15 protein-coding genes, 1 tRNA gene and 1 pseudogene are annotated in these 18,375 nt (G+C 66.1%); 11 read left to right on the top strand and 6 right to left on the bottom strand.

The window, feature by feature from the left end; all coding sequences use genetic code 11:
* Nucleotides 1-13 precede the first annotated feature (13 nt).
* The 4 genes from FNL56_RS16555 to FNL56_RS16540 all read left to right on the top strand — a co-directional run bounded on the left by FNL56_RS16555 (nt 14) and on the right by FNL56_RS16540 (nt 4,938).
* Nucleotides 14-319 carry an ETC complex I subunit gene (locus FNL56_RS16555; RefSeq protein ID WP_143574016.1) on the top strand — a complete coding sequence of 102 codons (306 nt, stop codon included), beginning with the start codon at nt 14-16 and terminating at the stop codon, nt 317-319.
* Between the two features lie 112 nt (nt 320-431).
* The gene (locus FNL56_RS16550) at nt 432-2,036 is read left to right on the top strand and encodes a carboxyl transferase domain-containing protein (RefSeq protein ID WP_143574015.1); all 1,605 of its coding nucleotides are present in this window, start codon (nt 432-434) and stop codon (nt 2,034-2,036) included.
* Entirely contained in the window at nt 2,036-4,045 is a 2,010-nt protein-coding gene (locus tag FNL56_RS16545; protein WP_368039310.1) for an acetyl/propionyl/methylcrotonyl-CoA carboxylase subunit alpha, read from the top strand. The genes FNL56_RS16550 and FNL56_RS16545 overlap by 1 nt, the downstream gene beginning before the upstream one ends.
* A complete protein-coding gene (locus FNL56_RS16540; RefSeq protein ID WP_143574013.1) occupies nt 4,042-4,938 on the top strand; it encodes a hydroxymethylglutaryl-CoA lyase in 897 nt (298 codons plus the stop codon). Before FNL56_RS16545 ends, FNL56_RS16540 begins: the two co-directional genes overlap by 4 nt.
* 118 nt (nt 4,939-5,056) lie before the next feature.
* Here the strand turns inward: FNL56_RS16540 and FNL56_RS16535 are convergent, their stop codons facing one another.
* Nucleotides 5,057-5,401 (bottom strand): DUF6481 family protein, encoded by a 345-nt coding sequence (locus FNL56_RS16535; RefSeq protein ID WP_143574012.1) that lies wholly within the window; start codon nt 5,399-5,401, stop codon nt 5,057-5,059.
* 343 nt (nt 5,402-5,744) lie between these two features.
* On the opposite strand from FNL56_RS16535, the gene FNL56_RS16530 reads away from it, so the two are divergent.
* Both FNL56_RS16530 and FNL56_RS16525 read left to right on the top strand, forming a co-directional pair.
* The gene (locus FNL56_RS16530) at nt 5,745-5,933 is read left to right on the top strand and encodes a hypothetical protein (RefSeq protein WP_143574011.1); all 189 of its coding nucleotides are present in this window, start codon (nt 5,745-5,747) and stop codon (nt 5,931-5,933) included.
* A gap of 86 nt (nt 5,934-6,019) precedes the next feature.
* Nucleotides 6,020-6,484 carry an FKBP-type peptidyl-prolyl cis-trans isomerase gene (locus FNL56_RS16525; protein ID WP_143574010.1) on the top strand — a complete coding sequence of 155 codons (465 nt, stop codon included), beginning with the start codon at nt 6,020-6,022 and terminating at the stop codon, nt 6,482-6,484.
* 259 nt (nt 6,485-6,743) lie between these two features.
* On the opposite strand, the gene FNL56_RS16520 is transcribed toward FNL56_RS16525, so the two are convergent.
* The 4 genes from FNL56_RS16520 to FNL56_RS16510 form a co-directional block, all read right to left on the bottom strand.
* A complete protein-coding gene (locus FNL56_RS16520) occupies nt 6,744-6,938 on the bottom strand; it encodes a hypothetical protein (RefSeq protein ID WP_143574009.1) in 195 nt (64 codons plus the stop codon).
* 94 nt (nt 6,939-7,032) lie between these two features.
* On the bottom strand, nt 7,033-7,167 hold the full coding sequence (locus tag FNL56_RS28620; protein WP_256365908.1) for a hypothetical protein: 135 nt from the start codon (nt 7,165-7,167) through the stop codon (nt 7,033-7,035).
* 79 nt (nt 7,168-7,246) lie between these two features.
* Nucleotides 7,247-8,299, bottom strand: a complete 1,053-nt coding sequence (locus FNL56_RS16515) for a polysaccharide deacetylase family protein (protein ID WP_143574008.1) — start codon at nt 8,297-8,299, stop codon at nt 7,247-7,249.
* A 113-nt stretch (nt 8,300-8,412) separates the two neighbouring features.
* Nucleotides 8,413-8,679, bottom strand: coding sequence for a hypothetical protein (locus FNL56_RS16510; RefSeq protein WP_143574007.1), 267 nt, complete (start codon nt 8,677-8,679; stop codon nt 8,413-8,415).
* A gap of 268 nt (nt 8,680-8,947) precedes the next feature.
* On the opposite strand from FNL56_RS16510, the gene FNL56_RS16505 reads away from it, so the two are divergent.
* Both FNL56_RS16505 and FNL56_RS16500 read left to right on the top strand, forming a co-directional pair.
* Nucleotides 8,948-9,024 (top strand) — tRNA-Arg (locus FNL56_RS16505).
* 200 nt (nt 9,025-9,224) lie between these two features.
* Complete coding sequence (locus FNL56_RS16500) at nt 9,225-9,716, top strand: BLUF domain-containing protein (RefSeq protein WP_143574006.1); 492 nt, start codon at nt 9,225-9,227, stop codon at nt 9,714-9,716.
* A 160-nt stretch (nt 9,717-9,876) separates the two neighbouring features.
* Here FNL56_RS16500 and FNL56_RS16495 read toward each other — a convergent pair whose 3' ends face one another.
* Nucleotides 9,877-10,062 carry a hypothetical protein gene (locus FNL56_RS16495; protein ID WP_143576203.1) on the bottom strand — a complete coding sequence of 62 codons (186 nt, stop codon included), beginning with the start codon at nt 10,060-10,062 and terminating at the stop codon, nt 9,877-9,879.
* 267 nt (nt 10,063-10,329) lie between these two features.
* Here FNL56_RS16495 and FNL56_RS16490 point away from each other — a divergent pair, with 267 nt between their 5' ends.
* From FNL56_RS16490 to pbpC, 3 genes and pseudogenes are all read left to right on the top strand, one after another.
* On the top strand, nt 10,330-10,533 hold the full coding sequence (locus FNL56_RS16490) for a cold-shock protein (protein WP_143574005.1): 204 nt from the start codon (nt 10,330-10,332) through the stop codon (nt 10,531-10,533).
* 380 nt (nt 10,534-10,913) lie between these two features.
* Nucleotides 10,914-16,133 (top strand): annotated as a pseudogene (locus tag FNL56_RS16485) (alpha-2-macroglobulin family protein).
* A complete protein-coding gene (gene pbpC / locus FNL56_RS16480) occupies nt 16,130-18,337 on the top strand; it encodes a penicillin-binding protein 1C (RefSeq protein WP_143578015.1) in 2,208 nt (735 codons plus the stop codon). Before FNL56_RS16485 ends, pbpC begins: the two are co-directional and overlap by 4 nt.
* Nucleotides 18,338-18,375 lie beyond the last annotated feature (38 nt).

The raw sequence follows: 18,375 nt of genomic DNA, 5'->3' as shown, positions 1-18,375 counted from the left end.
AGGCCGTCTGTTCATGACCGCACGCATCTTCAAGGCCGCCAAGAACGCCATGCAGGCCGGGCTTGCCAAGACCCGCGAATGGCAGCTCGATTACGAGCCGGAGCAGGCGCGGGTGATCGAGCCCTTGATGGGATGGACCTCCTCGGGCGACATGAAGCAGCAATTGTCGCTGCATTTCCACAGCAAGGAAGAGGCGATCGCCTATTGCGAACGCGAAGGCATCGCCTATCAGGTGATCGAGCCCAGGGTGCGCGCGCCCCGCACCATCGCCTATTCCGACAATTTCGCGTTCCGGCGGTCCGAGCCCTGGACGCACTGAGCCACCTGCCAGCGTAAAGCGGGGTTGCGCCCCTCTGGCGCGCAATGACACCATCACGACGGTCGATCAACGGCCGCGTGCCACAAGAAAATAATGCGGGAAACGGAAGACGATGTCGCTTCGCTCGACCATTGATCCCGGATCAATCGATTTCAGGCGCAACGTCGAGGCCATGCAGGCCCAGGTCGCCGAATTGCGTGACAAGCTCGGCGCGGTCGCCGGCGGCGGCGGCGAAGCTTCGACGGCCAAGCACCGGGCGCGCGGAAAAATGCTGGCGCGCGAGCGCGTCGATCTCTTGATCGATCCCGGTACCGCCTTCCTCGAATTGTCACCGCTGGCCGCCCACGGCCTCTATGGCGGCGACGTCCATTCCGCGAGCGTCGTCACCGGCGTCGGCCGGGTTTCGGGGCGCGAATGCATGATCGTGGCCAATGACGCCACCATCAAGGGCGGCACCTATTATCCGATGACCGTGAAGAAGCATTTACGCGCGCAGGATATCGCGATGCAGAACCGGCTGCCCTGCATCTACATGGTGGATTCCGGCGGCGCCTTTCTGCCGCAGCAGGACGAGATATTTCCCGACGAGCGCCACTTCGGCCGCATCTTCTACAATCAGGCGCAGATGTCGGCGGCCGGCATCGCCCAGATCGCCATCGTAATGGGCTCCTGCACCGCCGGCGGCGCCTACATGCCGGCGATGTCCGACGAGAGCATCATCGTGCGCAACCAGGGCACCATCTTCCTTGGCGGGCCGCCGCTGGTGAAGGCCGCGACTGGCGAGGTGGTCACCGCGGAAGAACTCGGCGGCGCCGACGTGCACTCGCGGCAGTCGGGGGTCACCGACCATTATGCGCAGAACGATGGCCACGCGATCGGCATTGCGCGAAGGATCGTGGCGACGCTGAAGCAGCCGGAGCGTGCCGCCTTGAACATGCAGCCGCCGCGCGATCCGCTGTATCCAGCGGACGAGCTCTACGGCGTGATCCCGGCGGACGCGCGAAAACCGTTCGACATGCATGACATCATCGCGCGGATCGTCGACGGCTCGGAGTTCGACGAGTTCAAGAAATTGTACGGCACGACGCTGATCACGGGCTTCGCGCATATCTGGGGTTTTCCGGTCGGCATCATCGCCAATAACGGCATCCTGTTCAGCGAGAGCTCGCTGAAGGGCGCGCACTTCATCGAGCTGTGCTGCCAGCGCAATATCCCGCTGGTGTTCCTGCAGAACATCACCGGCTTCATGGTCGGCAAGAAATACGAGGCCGGCGGCATCGCCCGCGACGGCGCCAAGCTGGTGACCGCGGTCGCCACCGCCAACGTGCCGAAATTTACCGTGGTCGTCGGCGGCTCCTACGGCGCCGGCAATTACGGCATGTGCGGTCGCGCCTACTCACCGCGCTTCCTGTGGATGTGGCCGAATGCCCGCATCTCGGTGATGGGCGGCGAGCAGGCCGCGATGGTGCTGAGTACGCTGCGCCGCGACAACATCGAGGCCAAGGGCGGCTCGTGGTCGGTCGAGGAAGAAGAAGCCTTCCGCAAGCCGACGCGCGACCAGTTTGAAAGTCAGGGCAGCCCGTATTACGCCACCGCGCGGCTGTGGGACGACGGCGTGATCGATCCCGTCGACACGCGACTGGTGCTGGGATTGGGCCTGTCGGCCTCGGCCAACGCGCCGATCGAGCCGACGCGCTTCGGCCTGTTCAGGATGTGATGATGGCCGCACCCGCGCTCTACCGGAAATTTCGCACATTGCTGATCGCCAACCGCGGCGAGATCGCCTGCCGCGTCATCCGCACCGCCCGCGCCATGGGGCTGCGCACCGTCGCGGTCTATTCGGAAGCCGACGCCGGCGCGTTGCACGTCACGGAAGCCGACGAGGCCGTGCTGATCGGGCCGGCGCGGGCCCGCGATTCCTATCTCAACATCGCCAACGTGCTTGAGGCTGCAAAAAAGACGGGAACGGAGGCAATCCATCCCGGCTACGGCTTTCTGTCGGAGAGCGCCGAATTCGCGCAGGCCTGCGCCGAGGCGGGCCTCGTCTTCGTCGGCCCGACCGCCGACATGATCGTCGCGATGGGCTCGAAATCGGGCTCCAAGCAATTGATGGAGAAGGCCGGCGTGCCGCTAGTGCCGGGCTTTCACGGCGAGGCGCAGGACGAGGCGACGCTGGCGGCGGAGGCCGCCAAGATCGGCTTCCCGGTGCTGGTGAAGGCCTCGGCCGGCGGCGGCGGGCGCGGCATGCGCGTGGTGCGTTCGGCCGGCGAACTCAGCGATGCCATCGTCAGTGCCAAGCGCGAGGCCAAGGCGGCATTCGGCGACGACCGCATGCTGATCGAGAAGTACGTCGACAATCCCCGCCACATCGAGGTGCAGGTCGTCGGGGACTCTCACGGTAATCTGGTCTCGCTGTTCGAGCGCGAATGCACGCTGCAGCGCCGCCACCAGAAGGTGATCGAGGAAGCGCCGTCGCCGACGCTCAACGCCGAGCAACGCGAAGCCGTCTGCGCTGCCGCGCGAAAGGCGGCGGGCGCGGTCAACTATGTCGGGGCCGGCACCATCGAGTTCGTCTCCGACGGCTGCGAGGTGTTTTTCATCGAGATGAACACGCGGCTGCAGGTCGAGCATCCTGTCACCGAACTGATCACGGGCATCGATCTGGTCGAATGGCAGTTGCGCGTCGCCTTTGGCGAGACGCTGCCGCTGACGCAGGATCAGATCACGCTGAATGGCCACGCCATCGAGGCGCGCGTCTATGCCGAGAACCCGCACAAGAATTTCATGCCGTCGGTCGGCCGCATCACCACCTGGCGCACGCCGGCCGAAAGCCATGGCCTGCGCATCGACGCCGGCTATCGTGAAGGCGACAGCGTGTCGCCGAACTACGACGCGATGCTCGCCAAGGTGATCGCCTTTGCGCCGACGCGTGAGGCGGCGATCGACCGGCTCAACCGCGGGCTGGAAGACACCGACATCCGCGGCATCGTCACCAACATTCCGTTTTTGTCCGCGCTGCTGACGCATCCGCACGTCCGCGCCAACACCATCGACACCGGCTTCATCGAACGCGAGCTGTCCGCGCTGACGCCCGCCGCCGCGGCGCCCGGCGATCTTGAACTATGCGCGGCCGTGGCAGCGATCCTCCGTGCGGAGCAGGCGCAGGTCACAGCGCCTTCGCCGTGGCAGACCGCCGGCTGGATGCCGGTCGGGCGCCGCCATCGCGTGTTCAAATTCCGCCACGGCGACAGCGTGCATCAGGTGACGCTGGCCTATGGCAGCGGGCCGGCGCAGCTCCTGATCGGCGATCGCGGCTTCGTATTTACGACGTCCGCCGGCGAGACCGGCCAGTTCGATCTCACCCGCGATGGCGCGCGGTCGCGCGTTCATGCGGTGATCGAGGGCCACGAACTCTATCTGCGCACCCGCCATGGCCGTTTCGACATGCATTGGGTCGATCCGTTCGGCGGCGACGACGAGGAGCATGTCGGTGACGACAGGATCGTGGCGCCGCTGCCCGGCACCGTGGTGGCATTGCTGGCGGAGGAGGGCGCGCATCTGGAGAAGGGCGCGGCGATCCTGACGCTGGAAGTCATGAAGATGGAGCAGACCTTGCGCGCGCCGTTCGCGGGCGTGCTGACCAGCCTGCGCTGCCGCGTCGGCGACATCGTCCAGGAAGGCGTCGAACTCGCCATCGTCGAACCCGCAGAAGACAAGACACCATGAGCGACGCTGTCCGCATTGTCGAAGTCGGTCCACGCGACGGGCTGCAGAACGAAAAGACACCGGTCTCGGTCGAGGACCGCATCGCTTTCGTGAAGGCGCTGGTCGGCGCCGGGCTGCATACGGTGGAGGTTGGCTCGTTCGTGTCGCCGAAGGCGATCCCGAAGATGCAGGGATCCGATCGGGTGTTTCTCGGCGTGAAGGATCTGCCCGGCGAATTCCACGTGCTGGTGCCGAACGAGAAGGGCTATGAGGCCGCCAAGGCCGTCGGGGCCGAAGTGGTCGCGGTGTTCGCCTCGGCCTCCGAAGGTTTTTCCCGCGCCAACATCAATTGCTCGGTGGCGGAATCCATCGAGCGCTTCCGGCCGGTGATCTCGCGCGCCCAGGCCGACGGCATCCGGGTCCGCGGCTACGTGTCCTGCGTGCTGGGCTGCCCCTATGACGGCGAGGTCGATCTGCAGTCGGTGGTCGATGTCACCACGACGCTGTGGGACCTCGGCTGCTACGAAGTATCATTGGGCGACACGATTGGCGTCGGCACGCCGAAAAAGGCCCGCGCGCTGCTGCGCGCCTGCGCCGAAGCGGTGCCGATGCACGGCCTCGCGATGCATTTCCACGACACCTACGGGCAGGCGCTGGCCAACATCTACGCGGGGCTGGAGGAGGGCTGTCGCGTCATCGATTCCGCCGCCGGCGGTCTCGGCGGTTGTCCCTATGCGCCGGGCGCGACCGGCAATGTCGGCACCGAGGACGTGGTCTACATGCTGGAAGGGATGGGGATCGCGACATCCGTCGACATGGAGAAGCTGTTGGCCGCGACCAACACGATCAGCGCGCTGATCGGCCGCGCGCCGGTCAGCCGCGTCGCCTCGGCGCTGAATGCACGCCGGAAGTAGGCCGTAGGGTGGGCAAAGGCGCGCTTGCGCCGTGCCCACCACCTTCGTGAGCTTCACAAGCGGTGGGCACGCCGCGTCGCGCTCCGCGCGCCGCGGCTTTGCCCACCCTTCCTATGGCTTACTTGCGCTTCTTGCGGGCGGCGTAGCGGGCGTCGCGGGCGGCCTTCTTTTCGGCTTCCAGCGCCAGTTCGGCGGCGGCGGCTTCTTCCTTCTCCCGCACCAGTCGGGCGGCTTGTTCGGCGGCTTGTTCGGCTTCGCGAATCTTCTGCGCGGCCTTCTCGGCGTCGCGGACCAGCTTGGCCTTGGCGCGCAAGGCTGCCTGGGCTTCGCGCTCGGCGGCGCGCGCCTTCACGGCCGGATCATCGGGACCTGGCTGCGACTTGAACTTGGTCAGAATGTTCTTCTTGGCTTCCATGGCCGCCTTCTGGCGATCTGCGAAGCTGGGTTCCTTGAATCCGCTCATGAACGAGGCCTTGTCGCTTTCTTCGTTTGGGGTGGGGCGGGCGCGGCAGCTCACAGGCGATCACCCGGCGCGGCCAAACTCTGCTGCGGTTTACAGCCCATGGCGTCACAACGCATCAACTATCTGCGATTTTCCGCAAGCTTGCCCGAAAAGCGCCGTGGCAATCGCCTGTCATCGGGCGAATGTGGAAGCAATTCCTTAACCTTTGACCGCGTGGTAAAATATGACCTCTGTTCGTTCTCCAGGAACAAACGAGCATTCGATGAACCGCATGACATGCTCGATCGTCTCATCAGGAACCTTTGGCCGGGCGCGATGTTTTTAGAGAAACCGGAGTTCCGCCATGCGTGCCGCCGCAGACCATGTTTTCCGCAGCTTCCGCCAACCACCATTTACGCAGGATGTGATGTCCGCCGCGGCGGGTGAGGACGCGACGCCAAACCATGCGGCGCGCCTTGCGGCCCAACTGCTGGAAAATTATTGCGACCATCTGGCCGAGCGAAGCCCGGAGACCGCGCACGCTCTGCGCTGATTCCCGGTGGGCCGCATGACGGGGCTTGCGCCGACGCGCGCGGTCGGGGCATGACTGTCCGCCGATCATCCTGTCCCGGAGACATCATGCGACATTTTAAGCGCGCGAGCGCCGCGGCAGCCATCGCCTTGACCGTGGCACTTGGCTCCCTTTCGATCGACAGCTCCCAATCCACCGCAATGGCGCAGGCCAAAGGAAAATCCATGACCACCGCATCAGGCCTCCAAATCGAAGACACCGTCGTCGGCACCGGCGCGACCCCGGCCAAGGGCCAGACCTGCGTGATGCACTACACCGGCTGGCTCTATGAGAACGGCGTCAAGGGCAAGAAATTCGACTCCTCGGTCGATCGCAACGAGCCGTTCGAATTTCCGATCGGCATGTCCCGCGTCATCAAGGGCTGGGACGAGGGCGTCTCCACCATGAAGGTCGGCGGCAAGCGCACGCTGATCATTCCGCCGGACATGGGCTATGGCGCGCGCGGCGCCGGCGGCGTGATCCCGCCGAATGCCACGCTGGTGTTTGACGTCGAGCTGCTCGGCGTCAAGTAAACGTCACCTCAGCGAGACCAACGAGCGCGCGGCCATCCGGCTGCGCGCTTTTTTTGCGTCGCATCACTGTGACGACAGAGCGCGATGAAGTTGCTGAGGGCTTATAGGCTTGAGATGAACCGCTTCTCTCACAGCCGTCATTGCGAGGAGCCCTTGCGACGAAGCAATCCAGCTCTTGCCGAGTTTGCGGCTTTCTGGATTGCCGTGTCGCTTCGCGCCTCGCAATGACGGGCTGATGGGCCGTTTCAATTCAAAATAATCAGAGCTTCTTGATCGCGCGCTTGGCGGCGGTCTCGGCGGCTTCCTCGGTGTCGCAATCGTCCTCGGTGACGAAGCCGAGCATCGTCTTGCCCTTGATCGTGTTGCTGGCGCTGACCTTGGGGCTGATCGATGCCCGCCACAGGCCGGGACGGCGCTGGAACGTCAGGATCGAAAACTGCGACAGGTCGGCCATGCGCGGGATCTCGGTGCGGAGGAGGGGCCGGCGGACCGGCCTGCGCGGTGTAGCGCGTCGCTGCCACGGCCGCAATCCGGGCCTGTCGCGGCAGTTAACGCAGGCTGGCGAACTGCGCCGGCGGCGCGGTGCGCAGTTCCAGCCCGCCGGATTGCTGCGCGGCGAGCAGGAACGCCGCCATCGCCAGCGGCAGCGCCAGGAATCTCGTGATGCAGTGAATTGACCGCATATCACGGCCTCCCGGGATGACTACTTGAGGTAGTATCATCCCGGTTTATGGTTAACCGGCCGTTACGAAGGCGCCGGGGTTAGTTGGTGGTGACGGTCTGGATCACGCTGGCGGTGGGCCGCGCATTGCTGCTGCGCACCGGGCCGGCCTTGCTCTGCATCAGCGTGGCGACCGCGGCGTCATATTGCGGCAGCGAGACGAAATTGTCCTTGGCCTTCATGTGCACGACCTTGTAGCCGCCGGCCTGCAACTGCCGCAGCAGCTCGGGCAGCGCCTGCGCGGTCGACTTCTGGAAGTCGTGCATAAGGATGATGCCCTTGCCGGTTTTCTTCAGCTTGGCCATCACGCCGGAGATCAGCACCTCCGGCTTGTGGATGCGGAAATCTTCCGAATCGACGTCGATCGAGAACGCCGCGACGTTGCGCTCGCCGAGATAGGTGGTCAGTTCCTTGGTCTGGCGCAGCTGCGGGAAGCGGAAGAACGGCGAGATCGGCTGGCCGGCCGCCAGCACGACGGCGCTGAAACCCTTTTCGATCTCGTCCTTGGCTTCCTGCACCGGCTTGATGGCGAGGTTGACGTGGCTCCAGGTATGCGCGCCGACCGTATGGCCGCGCGCCAGCACCTGCCGGAGGATTTCGGGATGCCAGGAGGCATGCTTGCCGACCGGGAAGAACACCGCCTTGAGGCACTGCGCGTCGAGCGCGGCCAGCACGGCCGGGGTGTTCACCGGCCACGGGCCGTCGTCGAAGGTCAGCACGACTTCGCTCGGCTGCAGGAAATCATAATCGCGGTATTGCGACAGGCCGAGGCCGGGGCCGCCGGTCGTATCGATCTGCACGGTGCGCGAGATGCCCATCGCGCCCGGAACGTTGCAGGATGCCTGCACCGGGGCCGGCGCTTCGCGCGACGGCGTGGTCGAGGCGGGCTGAACCGTGGGGGCGGGGGCCGAGGTCTTGTCGGCTTCCGCCTTCGGCCAGCGCGCGGAGATCGCGCCGGTGGTCAACTCGCCCTGATCGCCCTTGGCCGCCACATTGGCGACCGGCGCCGATGACGACATAAATTTGCTGGCGCCAAACCCGACCGCCGCCACCGCTAGAACGCCGCCCGCCGCCAGAACCGCTACCCTACGCATCACCAACTCCCGCTGCGGACATACTCACCGCCAAGATTACGTTCGGTGAAAATGGTTAAGCGGGGGTTGCGGGCGGCTGGGGCGGGGATGAAATGTCGCATCCCCGGCGGGACTTAGTAATAATTCGGGAAGAGTTGGTCGAGAAAGCTGCGCTGGTGCTCGACGTACACGCCGGGCTCGCCGGTGCGCAGATCCTGCACATAATGCGGCGGCGCGTTGACGTAATAGGTCGGCGGCACCTGGCGGATCGCATAGGCCGGATGGGTATGGACATGCGCGCGGTGACTGCGCGCGCGGTACGGCGCGTCGCGATAATCGGCGGCGGACGCCGCGGTCGAGCACAGCGCAGTGGCGATGATGAGAAGATGAACGGGGCGCACGGGATACTCCAACAGGTCGAGGGCCGGATCGCCGGAGGGTAGAGCGGTTTGGTTAAGGAACGCCGTAAGCGGCCGGTGCGGCCGGATCCGGGGGGCCGTCGCCGGCGTCGGCCGCCGAGTGGCGGCTCGGGCGTGGGGGGAGGCGGACGGCGCGGAGGTCCGCCCGCTCGAGCGCCCCTCGAGCAAGAGCCTGCAACCTGTGAAAAGCCGCTGTCCGGCCGGGCTCGGACGCTGATTTTTCCAGAAGGCGGTGCTAGAAGACCCCGACGGTCCCATAGCTCAACTGGATAGAGTAACGGATTTCTACTCCGTGGGTTGCAGGTTCGAATCCTGCTGGGATCGCCAGTCTTTTCAGAACCTAGCCCGGGCGCCTGTCGTCGCTCGCCGGGGTACGATCCGACTAGGCTTGCTTCAAAACGAAGCATTGCAGTGAGATCCGTATCCAGAGCAGACTGAAGACCGCATTTTGAGAGATGAACCGGCTATCCTGCCCCTCACCCACCGGGCGGAACGGCCTGCCTGACATAGACAGAGCGAGCTCAATTATGTTCGACGAAATCGGTTTTCCACGCGGCGCCGAGTCGGACGATGCCGGGCTGCCTGCGCTTTATCATTTTGTCTACTGCAGCCGTGCCGCCGACGGCGTCGATGACCTAGAGGTCGGACGTATTATCGAGCGGGCCCAACGCCACAACCGCGCGCACGGCATCACCGGAATGCTGGCTTTCGGCAGCGGCGTCTTTTTCCAATGGATCGAGGGGCCCGCCGCCGAGGTACAGAAGTTAATCGCAAGCCTGCATGGCGACTCGCGCCATTACGATATCGTCGCTCTGGACCAGAGTGAAGAGAAGCGCGAGCGTCTGTATCCGAACTGGGGGATGGAGAAGGTCGAAGCCGAGGATATCCGCGCGGTGCTGGAGGACGCGCTCGAAAGCGCCGAAGACGATAACAACGTCGCGACACTGAAGCGTATTCTCGATCAACTAGCCTCGGGGCCGTTTGATCCGCTTCCGTTCAGCACCCAACAGCCTGCTTGATATCGTTTAGGCTCGGCCTAAAAAGCCATCCCTATCGCGGCCCTTTGGCGCGGCTGCCTTGATGCTGAGGCGTCACATGGTTGAATATCTCAAACAGAGATCATGAGATCGACGGTGTGCAGTTGATACCGAGCGCCAAGATGCGGCGTGCCACCGCCCCTCAATACTCCACCATTTTCTTGTAGATCCAGCGGCGGCCGTCGTGGCGGCGCCAGACCTGGCCGCGCAGCAGCTGGCCGTCGATCGAGCGGCGGGGAAGCGTGACATGCCAGAGGTGCCAGATCGCCGCCCAGGTCGGGTGCGGCCGCAGTTTCAGGATCCGGTAATGCGCCTGCTGGCTCGTCATCATGTCTCGACCTTGCGGGATGAGGCGGCGCGCCGGCGCAATATGATCGCCGGGGTCTGCCGCCATTGGCCGGCTGAATGCCCGGCCGCCAAACCTACCGTGGCGTCGGCAGGGCGCAACGAAAGCCGGGTGTTAAACTAACCGGTCAACCTTACCGGGCCGCGGGGCGGCCGGCGGCGGACGGGCAGGCCGGCTGCCGCGAAATGGCCATTGGCTATCTGCGCGAATGCCTGCTACGGGTGTTCTGACATAACCAGGAGAGTTAACGTGACGACAGGCGTGGTAAAGTGGTTCAACGCAACCAAGGGCTTCGGATTCATTCAGCCGGACGACGGCAGCAAGGATGTCTTCGTGCACATCTCGGCTGTTGAGCGCGCAGGCCTCAGCTCGTTGAACGAAGGCGACAAGGTCTCCTTCGAAGAGCAGGAAAACCGTGGCAAGACCTCGGCCGAGAACCTTCGGGTCGGCTAAGGTTTCGACCTAGATGCGTTACCAAGCCCGCCTTAACCGGCGGGCTTTTTCGTTTACTCTGGGCTTTGCCGCTGTTTACCCGGCTTTTCGGCCCCCGGGGACCGGTTTCTGACGGGCCTCGATTCGCGCCTTTCCGGCTCGACGCCTCCGCCGAATCACCGGGCTTCCAACCTATCCCGCCGGCGCGCTGAAACTTCCGCCAGGATTTCGCCCGGACGCCGCGAACCTGTCGCGTGGCCATGCGACCAATGCACACATCAGCTTTGCGTTCGAAACCGGGGGACGCCATGATGCGCGAAAAGCCGGTCGCGGCTCTGGTCCGTTCGTCACAGCGATTCGCACCGAACGCCGTTCGTCTTCGTCCGTGCAGGGAGTTTTCGATGATTGCTCTGGTTCGCGCCGTCAGCCTTTGCGCGGCGCTGGTGTTCGGGATGGTGCAGGCGGTGGCCGCCGACAAGGCATTCCGGCGCGATGACCTGGCGGATTCCGCCATCAAGCTGGAGGCGCAGATCAAGAGCGAGGCCGGGCCGGTGTCGAAACCGGCGGCGACGCTGCGCAGCGATGCCGACGCCGCGTTCCGGCGCAACGATACCCGCGCCGGACTGACCACGCTCGGCCAGATCGTGGCAACCGCGCCGGAAGACAGCGCCAACTGGCTGCGGCTGGCCAAAACGATCTTCCAGATCCGCCCGGCGACCTCCACCGAAACGACCTTCCTGCTGGAGCGTGCCTCGACCGCGGCCTACATCGCCTATCAGCGCGCCGGCAATCCCGGCGAGGAGGCGGAGGCGCTGGCCGTGCTCGGCCGCGCGATGGCCGACCGCAAATTGTAGCGCCCGGCGCTCGATACGCTGCGGCTGTCGCTGGAGCTGCGCGAGGTCGCCGACATCCGCGGGCAATATGAGAAGCTGCGCGACGAGCGCGGCTTCAAGCTGCTGGATTACACCGTGGATTCGGATTCCGCCTCGCCGCGGGCCTGCTTCCAGTTCTCCGAAGACCTCGCCAAGCGCGTCGATTTCGCGCCGTTCCTTTCGCTGGCGGGCAGTGACCGGCCGGCGATCACCAGCGAGGACAAGCAGCTCTGCGTCGAAGGCCTCAAGCATGGCGAGCGTTACAACATCAATCTGCGCGCCGGCCTGCCGTCGACGGTGAAGGAGACGCTGCCGAAATCGGCCGAGTTCAACATCTATGTCCGCGACCGCAAACCCTTCGTGCGCTTCACCGGCCGCGCCTATGTGCTGCCGCGCACCGGCCAGAAGGGCATTCCGCTGGTCTCGGTCAACACCCAGGCGGTGACCGTCAACGTGTTCCGGATCGGCGACCGCAACCTCATCAACACCGTGATCGGGAGCGACTTCCAGACCGCGCTGAGCAGTTACCAGCTCGACAGCCTGGGCTCCGAGCGCGGCATCAAGGTGTGGAGCGGCGAACTGGCGACGGCGCTGACCCTGAATGCCGACGTCACCACGGCATTCCCGGTCGATCAGGCGATCGGCGAGCTGCAGCCCGGCGTCTATGTGATGACGGCGGCGGCGAAGGGGCCGGGCGCCGGCGGCAATGACGAAGACGGCTCGCTGGCGACGCAGTGGTTCATCGTCTCCGACATGGGCCTCACGGCGTTTTCCGGCAATGACGGCATCCATGTCTTCGTCAATTCGCTGGCCTCGACCGCGCCGGTCGGCCGCGCCGAGGTTCGCCTCGTCGCGCGCAACAACGAGATCCTGGCGACCAAGAAGACCGACGATTCCGGCCACGTCCTGTTCGAGGCAGGGTTGGCGAAGGGCGAGGGCGGGCTGTCGCCGGCGCTGCTCACCGTCACCAGCGAGAAGGCCGACTACGCCTTCCTCAGTCTCAAATCCAACGCCTTCGATCTCTCGGATCGCGGCGTCTCCGGCCGCGCGGTGCCGGCCGGGGCCGACGCCTTCGTCTATGCCGAGCGCGGCGTCTACCGCTCCGGCGAGACGGTGTATCTCACCGCGCTGCTGCGCGACGGGCAGGGCAATGCCGTGACCTCCGGCCCGCTGACCTTGGTGGTGGAGCGACCGGACGGCGTCGAGTTCCGCCGCGCCATATTGCCCGACCAGGGCGCCGGCGGCCGCAGCCTGACGCTGCCGCTGAATTCCGCGGTGCCGACCGGCACTTGGCGGGTCCGCGCCTTCACCGATCCGAAGGGGTCCACGGTCGGCGAGACCAGCTTCATGGTCGAGGATTACGTTGCCGACCGAATCGAATTCGATATTTCCAGCAAGGACAAGCAGATCTTTGCTGACAAACCGGTCGAGCTGAAGGTCGATGGCCGGTTCCTGTATGGCGCGCCGGCCTCGGGGCTGGCGCTGGAAGGCGACCTCTTGGTCGCGCCCGCCGCGGGCCGGCCGGGATTCGCCGGTTACCAGTTCGGCGTCTCCGACGACGAGACCGAGAGCAACGAGCGCACCCCGATCGAGGATCTGCCGGAATCCGACGCCAATGGCGTGGCGACGTTCCCGGTCAGCCTGCCGAAGCCGCCATCCTCGACCCGGCCGCAGGAAGCGCAGATATTCATCCGCATGACCGAGGCCGGCGGCCGCGCCGTCGAGCGCAAGCTGGTGCTGCCGGTCGCGCCCTCTGCTGCGATGATCGGCGTGAAACCGCTGTTCAAGGACAAGAACGTTGCCGAGGGCGACAAGGCCGGCTTCGACGTGGTGTTCGTTGCGCCCGACGGCACCGCCCTTGCGCGCCCCGGGCTGCGCTATGAGCTGCTCAAGATCGAGTCGCGCTACCAGTGGTATCGCCAGAATTCGACGTGGGACTACGAGCCGGTGAAATCCACCAGGCGCGTCGCCGATGGCGAGATCAACGTCGCCGCCGCCACGCCGGCCCGCATCGAGCTGCAGCCGCAGCCCGGCCGCTACCGGCTCGACGTCAAATCGGCCGAGGCGGACGGCCCGATCACCTCGGTGTCGTTCGACGTGGGCTGGTATTCCGACGGCAGCGCCGACACGCCGGATTTGCTGGAGACCTCGATCGACAAGCCTGAATATGTGTCCGGCGACACCATGACGGTGTCGGTCAACGCCCGGACCGCGGGACGCCTCACCATCCATGTGCTCGGCGACCGGCTGCTGACGACGCAGAGCGTCGAGGTTAAGGAAGGCCCGGCGCAGATCAAGCTGCCGGTCGGCCGCGACTGGGGCACCGGCGCCTATGTGGTGGCGACCTTGCGCCGGCCGCTCGACGCTGCCGCCTTGCGGATGCCGGGGCGGGCTATTGGCCTGAAGTGGTTCGGGATCGACAAGAAGGCGCGCACGCTGGACGTCGTGTTGTCGCCACCGGCGCTGGTGCGGCCGAGCACGACGCTCAAGCTGCCGGTCAAGCTCGGCGGGCTGGCGCCCGGCGAGGACGCCAAGATCGTGGTCGCAGCGGTCGACGTCGGGATTTTGAATCTCACCAACTACAAGCCGCCGGCGCCGGACGATTACTATCTCGGCCAGCGCCGCATGACCTCGGAGATCCGCGACATCTACGGGCAATTGATCGACGGCATGCAGGGCACCCGCGGCCAGCTCCGCACCGGCGGCGATTCCGCGGGCGCCGAGCTGCAGGGCTCGCCGCCGACGCAGAAGCCGCTGGCGCTGTATTCGGGCATCGTCACGGTGGCCGCCGACGGCACCGCGCAGATCGAATTCGAGATCCCGGAATTCGCCGGCACCGCGCGCGTGATGGCGGTGGCCTGGACCGCGACCAAGCTCGGCCGCGTCACCACCGACGTGACCGTGCGCGACCCCGTCGTGCTGACGGCGACGTTGCCGCGCTTCCTGCTGAGTGGCGACAAGGGCACGATGTCGTTCGACCTCGACAATGTCGAAGGGGCCGCGGGCGATTACACGATCTCGGTGAAAACCTCCGGCCCGGTGAAGGTCACCGGCAACCCCGCCACCACCGTCCGGCTCGCCGCCAAGCAGCGCTCGTCGATGGCGCTGGCGATCGATGCGTCGGGAGCAGGGACCGCGCAGCTCGACGTCGATATCAAGGGGCCCGGCGGCCTGACGCTGGCCCGGCACTATGCGCTCGACGTCAAGGCGGCGACACAGATCCTGGCACGGCGCTCGATCCGCACGCTGGCCAAGGGCGAGAGCCTGACGCTGACCTCGGATATGTTCTCCGACCTCGTGGTCGGCACCGGCGGCGTGTCGCTGTCGGTCAGTCTGTCGACGGCGCTCGATGCGGCGACCATCCTGAAGGCGCTGGATCGCTACCCCTATGGCTGCTCCGAGCAGATCACCAGCCGGGCGATGCCGCTGCTCTATGTCAACGATCTCGCCGCGGGTGCTCATCTGGCGATGGATACGTCGATCGACCAGCGCGTTCGCGACTCCATCGACCGGCTGCTGGCGCGGCAGGGTTCGAACGGTTCGTTCGGCCTGTGGTCGTCGGGCGGCGACGATTCCTGGCTCGATGCTTACGTGACCGACTTCCTGACCCGGGCCCGCGAAAAGGGCTTTGCGGTGCCGGACGTGCTGTTCCGCGCAGCGCTCGACCGTATCAGAAACTCGGTCGTCAATGCCGAGGAGCCGGAGAAGGACGGCGGCCGTGATCTCGCCTACGGCCTCTACGTGCTGGCCAAGAACGGCACCGCGCCGGTCGGCGACCTGCGCTACCTCGCCGACACCAAGCTGGACAAGCTGGCGACGCCGATCGCCAAGTCCCAACTCGCCGCCGCGCTGGCTCTGGTTGGCGACAAGACCCGCGCCGAGCGCGTCTATGCCGCGGCGGTGGAAAGCCTCGCGCCAAAACCGGTGCTGAGCTTCGGCCGCACCGATTACGGCTCGGCACTGCGCGACGCGGCGGCTCTGGTGTCGCTGGCCAGCGAAGGCAACGCGCCACGGGCGACGCTGACGCAAGCTGTCCAGCGCGTCGAGGCCGCGCGCGGCCTGACGCCGTTCACCTCGACGCAGGAGAACGCCTGGCTCGTACTGGCGTCGCGCGCGCTGGCCAAGGAAGCCAACACGCTGGCGCTCGACGTCAATGGCTCGCCGGTGAAGACGGCGCTGTACCGCAGCTACAAGGCGGCGGAGATGACGGGCCAGCCGGTCAGGATCACCAATACCGGTGATGCGCCGGTGCAGGCGGTGGTGTCGGTCTCCGGCTCCCCGGTCACGCCGGAGCCTGCGGCTTCCAACGGCTTCAAGATCGAGCGCAACTATTTCACGCTCAGTGGCGAAGCGGCCAATCCGGCCAAGGCGAAGCAGAACGATCGCTTCGCGGTGGTGCTGAAGATCACCGAGGCGAAGCCGGAATACGGGCACATCATGGTGGCCGATTATCTCCCCGCCGGCTTCGAGATCGACAACCCGCATCTGGTGTCGTCCGGCGATACCGGCACACTGGACTGGATGGAGGACGGTGCGGAGCCGCAGAACACCGAATTCCGCGACGACCGCTTCACAGCGGCGATCGACCGCAAGAGCGACGACAAGGCAGTGTTCACGGTCGCCTACGTCGTGCGCGCGGTGTCGCCCGGCAAATACGTGCTGCCGCAGGCCTTTGTCGAGGACATGTACAACCCGTCGCGCTATGGCCGCACGGGGACGGGCGCCATCGAGGTCGCGAAGGCGAAATGAGCACCGTCACTCCCGATGGCGCGGAGCCGCCGCCACACGCGCCGTCATGGCCGGGCCTGTACCGGCCATCCACGGCAGCGCGTGAGGTCGTGGATGGTCGGCATAACGCCGGCCATGACGGGCGCGGAGGGCGGCGTCTCATCAAAACGACAGCGATCGCTGCGGCAGTCGCCGTCATTGTCGGCGTAGTAGCCGCCGCCTGGGTGCACTCCCTCGGCCCGCTGCCGCTCGCGCAGGCCAAACAGATTTCTACCACCGTCGTCGACCGCAACGGCAGACTGCTGCGCGCTTATGCGATGGCCGACGGCCGCTGGCGGTTGCCGGTCAACGCTAAGACTTCCGTCGATCCGACCTATCTCGATCTGCTGCAGACCTACGAGGACAAGCGCTTCCAACAGCATCACGGCGTCGATCCGCTGGCGCTCGGCCGCGCCGCGCTGCAATTCGTCAGGCGCGGCCAGATCGTGTCCGGCGGCTCCACCATCACCATGCAGCTCGCTCGACTGCTGGAGCCGCGGCAGCAGCGGTCGGTGACCGCCAAGATCCGCCAGGCGGTGCGCGCATTCCAGCTCGAGCAGCAGCTCTCCAAGGACGAGATCCTCGACCTCTATCTCGAACTCGCGCCATTCGGCGGCAATCTCGAGGGTATCCGTGCGGCGTCGATTGCCTATTTCGGCAAGGAGCCGAAGCGGCTGTCGCTGGCGGAGTCCGCGCTGCTGGTGGCGCTGCCGCAATCGCCGGAAACGCGCCGGCTCGACCGCCATCCCGCCACGGCGCGGATCGCGCGCGACCGCGTGCTGGATCGCATGGTGCGCGAGGGCCGGGTGTCCGCGGCGGATGCATCGCAGGCCAAGGCGGTCGCCGTGCCGAAGCTGCGCAAGCCGATGCCGGTGCTGGCGCCGCATTCGGCGGACCAGGCGATCGCAACCATCAAGGACCGGCCGATCATCCGGTTGTCGCTCGATGCCGGCATCCAGCGCGCGCTGGAGAGCCTCGCGCGCGACCGCGCCGCGGCGCTGGGATCGAACATCTCGGTCGGCATCATCGCGGTCGACAACGACAGCGGCGACATCCTCGCCCATGTCGGCTCGCCGGATTATTTCGACGACCGCCGCGCCGGCCAGGTCGACATGACCCGCGCGGTGCGCTCGCCCGGCTCGACGCTGAAACCCTTTATCTATGGCCTCGCCTTCGAGGATGGCTTCGTGCATCCGGACAGCCTGATCGAGGATCGCCCGGTCCGCTTCGGCGCCTACGCGCCGGAGAATTTCGACATGAGCTTTCAGGGCACGGTGCCGGTGCGCAAGGCGCTGCAATTGTCGCTGAACGTCCCGGCGATCGCGCTGCTCGACCGCGTCGGCGCCAGCCGGCTGTCGTCGCGGCTCCGGCAGGCCGGCGGCCATCTGATATTGCCTTCCGGCGAGGCGCCGGGGCTGGCGATGGGTCTCGGCGGCGTCGGCATTACGCTGCGCGATCTGGTGCAGCTCTATGCGAGCCTGGCGCGTGGCGGCAGCGGCAAGCCGTTGCGCGAAATCCTGCAAGCCGATGGCGGCGACGACCGCGAGATGCTGCGGCTGATGGACCCGGTCGCGGCCTGGCAGGTCGGCCATGTGTTGCTCGGCACGCCGCCACCGGAGAACGCTGCGGCCAATCGCTTAGCCTTCAAGACCGGCACCAGCTATGGCTACCGCGATGCCTGGTCGGTCGGTTTCGACGGCCGCATGACGATCGGCGTCTGGGTCGGCCGTCCCGACGGCGCGCCGGTGCCCGGCCTGGTGGGGCGCACCGCCGCGGCCCCGATCCTGTTCGATGCCTTTGCCCGCACCGGCAAATTGCCGCAGCCGCTGCCGAAGGCGCCGAAGGGCGCGCTGATCGCCAGCAACGCAAAACTCCCGCTGCCGCTGCGCCGGTTCCGGCCGTTCGGCGACCTGATCCGGCCCGGCGGCGAGCAGGCGCTGCGCATCCAGTTCCCGCTCAATGGCTCCCGGATCGACGCCGGTTCGGGCGAAAACCCGCTCGCGGCGATGCCCGTCAGGGTCGCCGGCGGGGTCGCGCCGATGACCATGCTGGTAAATGGCACGGCCGTCGGCGAGATCGATGGCCGCAGGCAACGGCTGATCGATCCGCCCGGGCCGGGCTTTGTCCGGCTCACCGTGATGGACGCCATGGGCGCGGCGGACACAGTTGTGGTCAGAATTCAATAGTTGGGCGACCGGCGGTTGTCCGGATGGCGGTTTCGGCG

It is taken from the genome of Tardiphaga sp. vice304 (genome assembly GCF_007018905.1).
Lineage (GTDB): Bacteria > Pseudomonadota > Alphaproteobacteria > Rhizobiales > Xanthobacteraceae > Tardiphaga.
This window is presented reverse-complemented; position numbering and strand designations above follow the sequence as displayed.

Excerpts from the sequence above, each read along its gene's own strand:
- FNL56_RS16500 (WP_143574006.1), top strand. The coding sequence starts at position 9,225 with ATGTTCGACGAAATCGGTTTTCCACGCGGCGCCGAGTCGGACGATGCC.
- FNL56_RS16520 (WP_143574009.1), bottom strand. The coding sequence starts at position 6,938 with ATGGCCGACCTGTCGCAGTTTTCGATCCTGACGTTCCAGCGCCGTCCC.
- FNL56_RS16550 (WP_143574015.1), top strand. The coding sequence starts at position 432 with ATGTCGCTTCGCTCGACCATTGATCCCGGATCAATCGATTTCAGGCGC.
- FNL56_RS16555 (WP_143574016.1), top strand. The coding sequence starts at position 14 with ATGACCGCACGCATCTTCAAGGCCGCCAAGAACGCCATGCAGGCCGGG.
- pbpC (WP_143578015.1), top strand. The coding sequence starts at position 16,130 with ATGAGCACCGTCACTCCCGATGGCGCGGAGCCGCCGCCACACGCGCCG.
- FNL56_RS16515 (WP_143574008.1), bottom strand. The coding sequence starts at position 8,299 with ATGCGTAGGGTAGCGGTTCTGGCGGCGGGCGGCGTTCTAGCGGTGGCG.
- FNL56_RS16495 (WP_143576203.1), bottom strand. The coding sequence starts at position 10,062 with ATGACGAGCCAGCAGGCGCATTACCGGATCCTGAAACTGCGGCCGCAC.
- FNL56_RS28620 (WP_256365908.1), bottom strand. The coding sequence starts at position 7,167 with ATGCGGTCAATTCACTGCATCACGAGATTCCTGGCGCTGCCGCTGGCG.
- FNL56_RS16525 (WP_143574010.1), top strand. The coding sequence starts at position 6,020 with ATGCGACATTTTAAGCGCGCGAGCGCCGCGGCAGCCATCGCCTTGACC.
- FNL56_RS16535 (WP_143574012.1), bottom strand. The coding sequence starts at position 5,401 with ATGAGCGGATTCAAGGAACCCAGCTTCGCAGATCGCCAGAAGGCGGCC.
- FNL56_RS16530 (WP_143574011.1), top strand. The coding sequence starts at position 5,745 with ATGCGTGCCGCCGCAGACCATGTTTTCCGCAGCTTCCGCCAACCACCA.
- FNL56_RS16540 (WP_143574013.1), top strand. The coding sequence starts at position 4,042 with ATGAGCGACGCTGTCCGCATTGTCGAAGTCGGTCCACGCGACGGGCTG.
- FNL56_RS16545 (WP_368039310.1), top strand. The coding sequence starts at position 2,036 with ATGATGGCCGCACCCGCGCTCTACCGGAAATTTCGCACATTGCTGATC.